At 37.4% G+C, this 12,748-nt stretch carries 9 protein-coding genes; 1 reads left to right on the top strand and 8 read right to left on the bottom strand.

The annotated features are described in order from the left end of the window. Positions 1 to 186: 186 nt before the first annotated feature. The 6 genes from cls to DOK79_RS08625 all read right to left on the bottom strand — a co-directional run bounded on the left by cls (position 187) and on the right by DOK79_RS08625 (position 8,512). Positions 187 to 1,716 (bottom strand): cardiolipin synthase, encoded by a 1,530-nt coding sequence (gene cls / locus DOK79_RS08650; RefSeq protein WP_206855430.1) that lies wholly within the window; start codon positions 1,714 to 1,716, stop codon positions 187 to 189. Between the two features lie 349 nt (positions 1,717 to 2,065). Beyond that, entirely contained in the window at positions 2,066 to 4,348 is a 2,283-nt protein-coding gene (locus tag DOK79_RS08645; protein ID WP_206855429.1) for a WxL domain-containing protein, read from the bottom strand. A gap of 24 nt (positions 4,349 to 4,372) precedes the next feature. Beyond that, complete coding sequence (locus tag DOK79_RS08640; RefSeq protein ID WP_206855428.1) at positions 4,373 to 5,425, bottom strand: DUF916 and DUF3324 domain-containing protein; 1,053 nt, start codon at positions 5,423 to 5,425, stop codon at positions 4,373 to 4,375. Positions 5,426 to 5,531: 106 nt separating this feature from the next. Next, entirely contained in the window at positions 5,532 to 6,410 is an 879-nt protein-coding gene (locus tag DOK79_RS08635) for a WxL domain-containing protein (RefSeq protein ID WP_206855427.1), read from the bottom strand. A 4-nt stretch (positions 6,411 to 6,414) separates the two neighbouring features. After that, positions 6,415 to 6,783, bottom strand: a complete 369-nt coding sequence (locus DOK79_RS08630) for an LPXTG cell wall anchor domain-containing protein (protein ID WP_206855426.1) — start codon at positions 6,781 to 6,783, stop codon at positions 6,415 to 6,417. A 250-nt stretch (positions 6,784 to 7,033) separates the two neighbouring features. Next, complete coding sequence (locus DOK79_RS08625; protein ID WP_206855425.1) at positions 7,034 to 8,512, bottom strand: helix-turn-helix domain-containing protein; 1,479 nt, start codon at positions 8,510 to 8,512, stop codon at positions 7,034 to 7,036. Positions 8,513 to 9,316: 804 nt separating this feature from the next. On the opposite strand from DOK79_RS08625, the gene DOK79_RS08620 reads away from it, so the two are divergent. Then, complete coding sequence (locus DOK79_RS08620; RefSeq protein ID WP_206855424.1) at positions 9,317 to 10,687, top strand: aldehyde dehydrogenase; 1,371 nt, start codon at positions 9,317 to 9,319, stop codon at positions 10,685 to 10,687. Between the two features lie 261 nt (positions 10,688 to 10,948). Here the strand turns inward: DOK79_RS08620 and DOK79_RS08615 are convergent, their stop codons facing one another. Together DOK79_RS08615 and DOK79_RS08610 are read right to left on the bottom strand one after the other, a co-directional pair. After that, positions 10,949 to 11,710: a tyrosine-protein phosphatase gene (locus DOK79_RS08615; protein WP_242543259.1), complete on the bottom strand. Its 762-nt coding sequence runs from the start codon at positions 11,708 to 11,710 to the stop codon at positions 10,949 to 10,951. A 40-nt stretch (positions 11,711 to 11,750) separates the two neighbouring features. Further along, positions 11,751 to 12,719, bottom strand: a complete 969-nt coding sequence (locus DOK79_RS08610) for a dimethylarginine dimethylaminohydrolase family protein (protein WP_206855421.1) — start codon at positions 12,717 to 12,719, stop codon at positions 11,751 to 11,753. Between the last annotated feature and the right edge of the window lie 29 nt (positions 12,720 to 12,748).

Raw genomic sequence — 12,748 nt, 5'->3', positions numbered from 1 at the left:
AAAAACACTTCATATCTATATCTATAGTAGCATATCTGTAAAAAATCTTATTTCATTGCGCATTGTATTGTTATAAAACAATAAGAAAACATAAAATGAAAAACAGAGTAGACAAAACCAAAAAATCGTTTTGTCTACTCTGTCTCAGGCTAACCATTGCTTTTATAATCCATTTATTCTCCACAATCAAAGAATCGGGACAAATAAACCACTGATTTTCTCTTTGACTTTCGTCCATCCACTTCGCCGTTGCCATTCTTCTTTTTTGACTCTTTTCGCATGGGCTAAATCTTCCGCAAAATGATCATTCAATTCATCGATTGTTCTTGATGGTCCATAAATGAACATCGATAACTCATGATTGAGATAAAAACTGCGAATATCAAAATTAGTCGAGCCAATTGTTGCCACTACATCATCGACGATCATATATTTACAATGGATAAATGCGGTCGTATCATAAATAAACACTTCGACCCCCGCCGATAATAAGTCATCAATAAACGAGTTCGTCCCATGGAATGAAATGCCACGATCCCCTTTTCCCGGTATGACCAATTGTACCTTGATCCCACAACGTGCTGCTCGTCTAAGTGCGCCCAATGTTTCTTCATCCGGGATAAAATAAGGCATAGCGATTTTGATCGAATCGACTGCTTTACCAATCAAGTCATTAAAAGAATCTTTGATGATTCGTTCTTGATCATAAGGACCGCCATAAATGACCTGTACGATTTCCGAGCCTTTGGGTGTATCCGTCTTTAATGGAAAATACGCAGCTTGATGTTTGATAAAATGACCGATCGTTTCCGTTCCTTCATCAAGGAACAACCAATCATAAACGAAACATTCTTGTACCTCTAATACAGAAGGCCCTTCGATCCGAACATTCGTATCTCGCCAATAAGAGAACTTATTACCGCGACCACTATACTCATTTCCGATATTCATACCGCCAGTATGTGCGATTTTGCCATCGATCACAACGATTTTTCGATGGTTTCGCCAATTGGCTTTGTTACTCAACCACGGTGAATTCAAAAGATCATAAGTCCGTACTTCCACACCATTTTCTCGCAGCGCATCTAATAACCGATTCGGAAAAGCAATCGATCCAACACTGTCATACATAAAACGGACTTCGATTCCCTGTCGTGCTTTTTCGATCAAGACAGCCGTCAGTTCTTCGCCGGTTTCATCTCCTTTTACAATATAGTAAAAAAGATGAACATGATGCGTTGCCTGCTTGATATCTTGCAACAATGCTGTAAAGGCTTCCGCTCCTTCTTTTAACAATGTCAGTTGATTGTCTTTCGTTGGATACTTTTCTGAAAGATGGAAAATCTCGTTAGACAGATCGTGCTTGGCATGGATGATCTCTGAATGTTCCTGAAGGATCTTTGAAACAGTTTGTTGTACGTTTCGCTCATTCGCTACTTGCTGTTTCGGCAACTTCCGTAAACGAGGCTCACGACCAATCAAATAATACAAGATGATCCCAACGATCGGCAGAAATAATAAGGCTAAAATCCAAGCAATCTTAGATGTTGCTTCTCTTTGATCAAAAATCACTAAGTACCCACAAAGAAGAAACGCATAAATCTCCACGATCAACCACGCATAAATGATTTGATTCAAAAAAACAATCAGTGAAACCGCTACAAAAATCAATAAAATCAATAATATTTTGTATTGTTGCAATTTATTCTTTATCATCGTTTTCTCCATGTTTGCATGCTTTATTTTGTCGTTGATTCTTTTTTTTGAGACAGTCAACGATGTTGGTTACAGCACACCTTATTTAGATTATATACGTTATAGTCGCTCTAATGTAAAGGATTTTCTCCTTCCTTACATCTTTTATAGAAACTTTTCTTCTATATAATAGTCATTGTTTTTCACTCCGTATTAAGAAGAGAAAAAAAGCGCTATGATATTCGTCATCTCACAGTCTCTAAAACTGAGTAAATAGTATTCCAAAAATAAGCCAGAAACCCCAATAATTTTCGGGTTTTCTGGCTTATTTCTTAGAATTGTATACTACTGTCAACACTCTATTTCTTTATCAATTTCCCGGAACACTACTTAATTCCCAAGTAAGTGTCGTTGAATATTCTTTGGCTTCTGGATTCGTTCCTTTTGGGACATACAAACCAACACTTTTACCTGCTGTCTCTGCATCCCCAAAACGATAGATCCATGTTCCTGTTCCAGATTCTTCATCTGCTTGTAATAAGATTCTTTTAGTATTTGGTATGATTCTTTGGACGGTTTCTTCTTGTAACGTAGGCGCTGTTCCACCTTGTGCCGTCACTAGTTCTTGATTGAGTAAATGGATCTCAGAACCAAGCAACTCATGGCCGTTTTGATTGCTGAATTGTCCATTTTGCGTAACCGATAATTGCCAACCACTTCGCTCATTGTCCGGTCGGCGATCACTGATTTGGATAAAGTTCGGTCGTTCTTGTGTTTCGTTGACCGTGCCCTCTTCGTTCAGTAAACGTTGGGGTTGTGCATAGTAGGTTTGATTTTTTACTGAAATGTTCTGTTGTCCAAAATTGAATGACGACGCGAAGTCAATACTTAACAATCCTTGGTTTTCAGGTAATTCAGGTAAGTTTTCAGGATCAACCTCGTTTTCAGGAGCCAACGGGTCTACAGGTTTTGGTGTCAAAGTTCTAATTTTAGTATAAGCTATATTAGATTCTCCATTGTAATTTTGATCATCAAAACCTTTGTCCCAGTATTCAATTTGAACTTTTGTTTCAATTTCGCCGCTCACATAATCACTTTTAACTCTTCCATTAAAGTTTAGATCAACTGATTTGCCCTTATCTACAGTAACATCAGGTTTTATTATTAATTTATTTTTTAAAATTTCTATTTGATCAGATTGGATATTCCTTCCATCCAATTGAATGCTTTCTTTGATTATTTCGAGATTCTCAATTCCCAATATTTTTATTTCAAGTCTATCCGAAGGTACACCACCAGTATTTTCAATGTTGATATTGTAGGTCAGTTCCTCTCCTGCTTGAGCAATTTCTTTATTGACTTGATTAGTGACAACTAACCTTGATTGCTCTGCAAAATGAATATTATCGATTAAATTTCCTGTTGTTAACACTCCATTACTCGTGCTGACAGCTTCAAAACCAAAATATGTTACCAACTGATCTTCTGGAACTCTGTAAGTTCCACTGTGTAATGTCCACAAGCCTCTCCCAGAGGACAGTTCTTGAATTGAATTAGGATTATCTGGAGCTCCGATTCGCAGTCTCATTACATCAATACCGAATCTTCCGGCATGGTGCAGATACCATCGTAAAATTGTTCCTGGTTCATAGTTGACAAGTTGATACAACATTGATGGTTCATTAGCATTTAATTCAGCAAACTGACGCCCAGAGGCAGCTCCAGAAATATTATGAGCTGGTCCAAGACCAAGCTCAATTTTTTTATCACTAGCAGTTGTACTCCAGCCGGGTACATCAGATTCATTTAAAAATTCAACATTTCTTGTAATAACCGGTTCTTCAAAATCGGAATTTACTAACTCATCATTAACCTGTACATATTCATAGTTAACAACTATTGTACCTCCATCAATTATTCCATTAACGTTATCTGGCTTTTCAAATGGATAATAATTAGGTATTTCTTTTGGAGTAGTGGCATACTCCTCTCCTACTTTTCCAGAAATAGCTTCTGATTTAGATAACTGGTTTCCATTTATATCTACATAGTTGATAATTACACTCCCTAGTTGATTCGTCTCCTCAAAAGACTCTTCGGGATAATTATCGTGACTCTGAATGTGTGACTCATTTTCATCCATCTCCTCACTTGTTGAAGGCAATGATTCCAAGTCGCCTTTGTCGATTATAGTAATCTGGAGAGTTGAACCCTCTACTGAAATTTCCTGAATCCCCTCCGTGCTAAATACTACCGGCAAACTAAATTGGGATTGACTGCGTTCAGACCGAATGATCCAATTATTAGGTTTATCGAGTGACTGGATTGAAATTTCTGCTGGAAGTAATTCTTCAACTATTTTTGACATTTCAGGTAAAACTACATTTACCTCTAAAACCTCTTGATCCGCTAAAAAAGAAATTTGTATGGGTTCATTTGTCCTACCTGACATGCTTGATTTTTCAAAAGAAAAAATAGGTTCTATCTCTTTTTTTTCTATAGTGTTTTTTTTAGCCGGATTGACCTCGTGGTTTAGTCTATCTTGACTAGTTTCAGTTTCTGCATAAATCATGCCAAATGGCACAGAGATAACCTGTATGAATAGCATAGTAGTGCTTATTGTAAATAATGCTCTTTTCAAGCTTATGCTCATGAAGTTCCATCTCCTTTACTGCTCTTAAGCATTTTTCACTTTTATTTTTTTCTTGAAAATTAGATAAAGATTCATAATAATTAGAAGAATGATCAGTACCACAGCACCTATCAACCATAAGTTCCATTTTGAGCTAATAGTGACATCTTGTTGGTTCAATGCACGAGCTTCATCTGCATCGATCGTAAACTTCCGTTCCCATTCCCATTCCTCTTCTCCTGAGGTGGCTTTTAGTTTCAACAGATACTCCCCACTACGAAAACGATCACCTTCTAAGGAAATTGGAAAATTGAAATTGGAGTTTGGTGCCATTTGCATTTGTTCTTGACTTGCTTGGTATAAAATATCCTCTTCGCCAACTCTTTGCACCGTTGCTTCAACTTCTAAGCGATTCACAAATGTCGGAGTAAAATTTTGGAGATTGGCACTGATGACATTGCGATAGTTGAGTTGATCGGCAAAGACATCCAACAAATCTAAATCAGGTTGCACGGCGTCTTGGTTATTACTCACCACCACACCGATGATATACGCAAATTCGTTTTGGATGGCGACCCCTTCTTCATCGCTTGTTTCTTCAGTTGTGTCTTCTTTGACTTCTTCGATTCGTAAGCCACCCGCTAAGAAGCCTTCGAAGGCTTCTTTTGGCATCTTCAGATCAAGCGTCACAGTTTTCGTTTCATTACCACCAAGCTCGATGATTTCGGGTTGCTCGATCAAATCATCCAGTGAATGCTGGAGTGTTGGATCTGCTTCTTCCGCATCTTGTCCGTATTCCACTACACCCATCACGTTGGTATACGCGGTATGTGGGGTGATCTTGATTTTCTTTGCTTCTGCGTTTGCATTTTGTAGTCTCAATGTTAGTTTTTCTGTCTTATCTGGTGCAAGATTCAACTGGAAGTAACGCTCATTTCCTTCTTTTTGATTTTCTGTAAACTCCGGTGTCACATAAAAATTTAATGTTCCTTCTTCTGCACCCACGGACATTGGCACTAACAAATTAACCAATAGCAGAAGCACTACGAGACCCACTTGTTGGATTTTATTTTTTCGATATGTAATTGCTTTTTTCATTCTTTGACCCCTTCCTTTAAAGAAAGTAGCGCTACAAAATTGTAACGCTACATCATTCATTTCTATGCCCTAAAACAGCTTACTTTCCGGCGCTTTCGAATCTGGATTAAGCTTCGTCATTTTCTTCTGGTTGCCCGTCATCTTCTCCGCCTACTCCATTACTACCAGGCGTATTGGATAATTCCCAAGTAAGTGTTGATTTGTATTGTGTCGCATCTTTTGCTGTAGAACCAGGAACAAACAATTGGATTGCATTATTTGTTACCACTTCAATCTTATCATCTGCTTCTTGTTTATCTAAATCTGCTTGATTTCCCCAAACGACTGAAGAAACACCTGCACCTTTATCTTTTTCTGCAGTCATCACTGAAACAGCAGAAGCGTTTGGCATCAACTTCAAATAATTGACTTCATCTGTATTCGTAAATGGTGCGTTGAATGACGGCGCATTCTCAGGTGTACTTCCTTCATATTGGATTCTTGGATCCAACAATGAAATCTCTGCACCGAGCAATGTATCATTTACCGTTTCAGTCGTTGCTTTAAAGTCTGTCATACGTACTTGCAGATCCCAACCAGCATTCGTTCCTCGGACATCTTGTACTTGCGCAAAACTGACATAAGGAACTTTATTTTCTTCACCAGTCGTACCCTTTTTTTGTTGTTTTTCTGCAATCATGTTGTAGGTTTGATTTTGATTCGAGATGACTTGTGAACCGAAATTCATCGTGACAGCTTTCATGATCGATAAAGGTCCTGTTGTTCCTGGAACTTCAGGATCAATGTCAACTTCCGGTCCTTCTTCTGGCGGAACAACGACTAGTTCATCATCTCCATTTGCTGTAAATCCAATCGTTCCATCGGTTGTTACGTTACGTACTTCTTTTGATGTTTCTTCAGTGGTTTCTTCGGCGAAAGCTGTGATGCCTCCGGCAAAAATGGTGGATGTTAATGCTGCAATAGTTGCTAATCTAACGAATTTCATTTATCTAAGTCCTACTTTCTTTTTTTGTTTTCTTACTTTTGTGCTTCCAAGACCAAAAACTAAGTGTAACTACAATAATCAGTATTCCCAAAATTTTCCAAGCAATCATCCGACTATCGCTCGTTTTTGGTAGTCTTATATGATCGACTTGCACCACGTTTGACGGTGGTTGGGTGATTTCTTTTGGCAAGACGGGTTTAATCCCAACTTCTGGTGCTGGATCTGGTGTTCCTGGTGTTTCATAGACGCCAGTAAAACTAACTGTTCCTTCTGTTTCTACTGAGCGAACTTCTGCTCCATAAACGATCAGCGGCATATAAATTTGAATAAATAACATACCTATACTCAGTATGTATCTTTTTTTAAATTTCATATCCCTCCCCCTGTAACCTTTCTCACATGAGAGTAATTATCATTACCCTCCGCATAAACAAGATTAACGTAGTAATAAAAGAAAATAAATTCATGATTTTCACTAATTAGCGAACACCCTTGTTACCGCTTTCACTATACATTTCTGATATATTCACTCTTCCAGCTACACAACAAAAAATCGACGAGGGACCACTGGGAGCAAATAATCCCTTTAGGTACTTCATCGATTGATATCATTTTTGGACTTCTTAAAACATATGATCGAATAAAGAATTCAAACTTGAAAAAATGTTGCCCCAGTCATTTATATCAGGAACTCGATTGATCAGCACGTATTCCTTATGCAACTGATAGTCCAACATATAAGGACGATAGTTGGTCACAATCAAATCTACATGTTCAAGATTCAAACGTTCTTCGGTCAATTCATGCAAAGGTACAAACAGCACATGATGCTGCTTTGACAACAATTGGCTAGCTTGGACTTGGATCCACTGAACAAGTAAGTGATTCCCTTCCAAAAGAAATAACACTGTTTTTTTTGGTGAATAATAAGTGAATAAAATTTCTGTATACATTGTTAAACTAGCTACGATGTCAGATAAATAATCTTCTGAAAAAGAAAATTTTTTTTGATTCCTGAGGATAAATTGCTTATTTTTTTCATAAGTTGCCTTATATAGATCTTGGATGATTCTATTCTCCTCGCTTAGTAACTTATTTAAAATTGGGCTGATTTCATTGTTGATTCTTCTGCCTAGAAAAAACGACTTTAAGAAGATTGGCAAGACTGAATTATTCTCCACATTGATACCAAATACTCGGAAATAGGATTCGACAACTTCAATAATTTCCGTCCATTGGTTATACTGATCGAAAAAAAAAGCCTCTTGTTCAACTCTGTCAATGGGTCTTTTACTCACGATAACAAAGAAAAGCCAGATCACTTCATCGGGATGCATGCTAATTCCGTATTTTTTTTCGATGAGCGGAACGAGTTCAGAAAGTAAGAGAAAATCTTCTGCATCTGAAATGTCTATCTCTTTGATACTCTGGGGAATAGAAATGATATGTCCTTGCTGATTTCTGATCATCGAAATATACAAAAAATAATAAAAAGCATTGACCATGATTCCTGTCCCCAATTTATACTTGCCAAGACGCTCCCCTAACTTAGCCAAAAACATTTGATGGATACTTTCCGGGGGATAGACCGTATAAGGGGTAGGTTCTCCTTCGTAAAAAAAATCAAAAAAAAACTTGCGGATATTGCCTTCTTTTCCCACAAGATCCACCGGTTTTAAGCTAAGTGAAAGCTGATATTCTTTTAGAGCCTCATTGATTTGAGCGACTGATCGTAACATCGTACTTTCAGAATAATTATAGCGATCAGCTAATTCTTCGATGGATACTAATTCTCCGTAAAAAATGTCACTGATGATCTCAAACCAAATCTCAGATTGTAATAATGCTTCTTTTTCCTCATGATACAGTCGTCGATTTTTTTCTTTAAAAAAATAGCCAGTGGTATTTGACTCAAAAATCGCACTCTCCTCAAAATAGTTTTTCAGTTCACTGACATCTTTTAGGATCGTACGTTTAGAAACACCTAGTTGCTGCGACAGTCCAACGATCGTAAACATATTTTGTTGTTCGATCACATTTAGGATACGCATCCACCTTTCCGTAATTGTGTTCGTAATAAACTTTAATTGTAATTCTCGCATTTGAGCACCCCGTTTGTTTTTTTTATCTATTCTTAAAAAATAGATTGTAAACATGTATAACAAAAATGATGGAGAAATACTAATAATAAATTCGCGGAAAATCTAAAAAATAACTTTATCAAAATTTCTGGTAGAAGCTATTTATAATCTTATTCCCCTTATTTCTATCTCTAGTCAGCTACTGCCTATGCATAACAAAAATCTACAATCTTTAGGCTTACATTTTATGTACTTTCGTTTAGTTATTATCAGTTTTTGGATTTTTAAAAATCAATTTCTATTATATGTATTTTTAATGAACATTCTTTCGTTATACCTGATTCTCTAACTATACTCACAAAAAAAGTATCTTTCACTTCAAAAAATATGAAAATTGAGATAATTAACCTATTTTACGAGTAGCTTATCTCCTTGCATAAAAAAACGAACATCCTATAGCCATCAAACTATTTAAAATAACGGATAAAATAATTATTGTCCATTTATTTATTTCTCTAAAATCAAGGGAATTTATTGATTTTATTTTCCAGAAGTAAGAATAAATACATTCAATCTAAAAATAAAACGATCCTCCCTAAGCGATAATATTGGATCAATATACAGCGTAAAAATGGTCACTATATCTTTAGTTTCTCCATAATTTTTGCTCGTTTCACGTTCTTCAACCAGCTCTCTGTCAATGCAAAGGAAATCGCTTCATACATTTACCGAACCAAAAACAAAACAATTTGACAAGTACAAATTTATACCCGTATGATTGAGCTATAGCAACGACTGCCAAATCAACCATAAAGGAGAATACAAGTGATCAATCAACTTTTAAGAGAGCAACAACACTTTTTCGCAACTGGGCAAACAAAATCGATCGACTTTCGCTTGGCGCAATTAGCGAAACTGAAACACGGAATGAAAGAAATCGAGATTGAATTAACGCAAGCATTGTACAAAGATTTACGAAAACCAGCACATGAAGCATACGTAACTGAAATTGGTGTCGTCTATCAAAGTATTTCTATGATGATCAAAAAATTAAAGAAATTCGCCAAACGTCAACCCGTTCATACACCGATCTATATGTGGGGGAAAAGCTATCTGGATTATGAGCCTTACGGACAAGTCTTGATCATCGCTCCTTTCAATTACCCTTTTCATTTAGCGATTGAGCCACTGATTGGGGCAATCGCTGCGGGAAATACGGTAATTTTGAAACCAAGTGAATTAGCGCCTAATGTGTCCAACGTTTTGACAAAACTGATCCGCTCCATTTTCCCCAAAGAATACATTACCACTGTTGAGGGTGGTGTGGATGTAACGACTGAATTACTTGCGCAACGCTTCGACTATATTTTCTTCACTGGTAGCGTACCTGTTGGGAAAATCGTGATGCAAGCAGCCGCCAAACACTTGACTCCTGTCACTTTAGAATTAGGTGGAAAAAGTCCGGTGGTCGTGGATGATACCGCGAATCTGAAATTAGCAGCCAAGCGTATCATTTGGGGGAAATTGCAGAACAACGGACAAACTTGTATTGCACCAGATTATGTTTTAGTGTCCCATAAACGAAAAGAGGCATTGATCAAAGAAATGACGGCCGCTATCAAAGAGTTTTATGGTGCTGATATCAGAAATAATACCGATTATGGTCGAATCATCAATGATCGGCATTTTGTGCGACTACACAAGTTGTTGGAAGCAGATCAGTCATTCGTTATCGCTGGTGGTGAAACGAATCGGGCGGACTTATTCATTGAACCGACTTTACTAGATCTTCCTTCTCATGAAGCAGTAAGCATGCAAGAAGAGATCTTTGGTCCGATTTTGCCCATCTTGTCATTCGATACCATCAACGATGCGATCGCCCAAATCAAACAGTATGAAAAACCTTTAGCGCTATATCTTTTTACAACTTCTACCATGAATAAAGAGAAAATCATGTCTGAAATTTCCTCAGGGAATGTCACTGTCAATGATGTTCTCAAGCATGTTGCCAACCATCATTTACCTTTCGGTGGAGTGGGGGAATCTGGTATTGGTAGTTATCATGGCAAGTATAGTTTCTTGACCTTCTCTCATAAAAAAGGAGTATATGAGAATAGAGCAAAATTCAATGTTCCTGGATTATTTCCGCCTTATAATGAGCGGACATTAAAATTACTGAAACGAATACTTAAATAGAAATTCGACTATTCTAGCACAAATTAAAGAGCAAACCAACAGCTTGCTCCTGTTGGTTTGCTCTTTTACGTAAGATGATTTAGTTTAAGAAATCTTTTTACTTGAACCATACCTTTATTATTTTAAAATAAGAGGTTTATTTTTTATATCCACAAAAAAACTGACCTAATTTTTAGGTCAGCAAATACAATAATATGTTCGCTTACAACTAATTCTCAAAAAGTAAGCTGTTCGTAGTTAGAAAGATTGCGAAACAAAGATTTACCCTTTAAGGAATTGATGATTGAAGGTGTCTAAACTTAGCTGATCCATACCAATGGCTTGCTTTAGGTATTTTTGGATCGATCCATACTCTTTTTCAACGACTTGATAAAAACGATCCAAGTAGCTGCTGTCAACGTTCAATGCAACTTCTAGAGCAGCTAGATTTTCTTCGTTCAAGTGGACTTTTTTAGCCTGTGCTAAGATCATGGCATTTTCTGCTTTACGTAATTCGTTCGTGCGTAGATAATCCACATAGATTGCTTTTCGTGGCACGTCTAATGACTCTAACAATAGCAAAGCCGCAATCCCTGTCCGATCTTTTCCGGCAAAACAATGGAATAAAAGACTTTCTTCTTGATCTAAAGTAAGAGCCTCATGGAAAAAACTGGCATAGCCTTTTTGAGAAGTCGGATTCAAGGCAATCTCTTCATATATTTTTGTCATGTAGTTCGCCGCTTTTTCTGGTGAGCCGATTTTTACAAAATCTTCCAGCCCAGCTCCTTCGTCTACTACATCTTTCATAATGTCGATATGGATATATTTCGTCTGAGGAACAGCTTTATCTGGTCGAGCTTGGATTTCATCTTCGCCACGCAGATCAACGATTTTACCTAATCGATACGTTGTTTCTAAACGTCTTGCGTCTTCTTCTGTCAGACTAGACAATTCACCTGAACGCAAGAAAACATTTGTTAATACTTCTTTTCCGTTTCTATTTTTGATGCCACCGATATCTCGAAAATTTGTGATTTTTACCATCTCTGCAATTGCCTGCCTTTTCTCATATTTTAGGTTTATCTTAATTTCTTAAAAGAGGTTGTGTACTGCATCTGAAAGAACCACCAAAGATCCTAGTCAGTTTATAATCCACATACTCGACGGTGATGCCTCGCTTCTCTAATTCTTCCCCAATAAATGTAAATTCTGGATCTGTGACATATGTCGTCTCGTTGATTGGTAATCCATTGGTTGCCAGTCGTGAGGCTTGTGCTAAAGATACATTGACACGATCCCATTTGCTTAATTGTTCTGGGATTCCATTGAGGAACGCTTCTTCACATACGATCATCAAACCATCTCTGACAAGGCTCAAGGCGCAGTCTAGGTGTAAGATCGTCGGATGAAGCGGTACCTCGATCACTTCATAGTCAAACCGTTTGACCAAATTTCTTAACCATTGAATACCACGCGTATTAGAAGCTAGACCTGAGTTGCCCGCAAAAATCGTTTTTCCTAGCACCAAGACATCCCCACCTTCTAAGAAAGGGCCTTGCTCAGAATCGATACCTTGCGAAATATCTGGCTTAGGGATCGAAAAATACAAGCACTCGTTTACATTCGATTCATTCACGAGAATCTCACGTATTGGTAGGATCTCGTTTCTGCGATGCGCTAATTTCAAAGAGCCTTCAATCAATAGATCACCGATCGTAAAAAAGGGATCTCGAGTGAAAAAGTTACTGTAACCATATTCATTTCCTAGTTCTTTTTCAATAGTGGTCAACTTTCTTGGAATCAGAACTTCTACCTCATACTTTTCTAATACTTTTTGTAGATTTTTTCGTTCAGCTTCCCAAGCTTTTTGTTGTTCTGGGAAAACTTCATTAAAGTCCTTCCCCATTACTTCAGGCCCACTAAATAACGCTTGGTTTTCTTCTGTCAAAAAATCGACTCCAGTTAATTCTTTCGTTGGAAAGCCAAATTCTGACTGCGCCAAAACCACTCGTTTTAGGGGGGCAAATTCGCTTTTCACAAAAATATGATCCATCGTTTCTGCTTCTCCTTGATTTTGTTCGA

It is taken from the genome of Enterococcus sp. DIV1094 (assembly GCF_017316305.2).
GTDB classification, from domain to species: domain Bacteria; phylum Bacillota; class Bacilli; order Lactobacillales; family Enterococcaceae; genus Enterococcus_B; species Enterococcus_B mangumiae.
The sequence above is the reverse complement of the archived record's forward strand: the minus strand, read 5'-3'. Positions and strand labels throughout refer to the sequence as shown.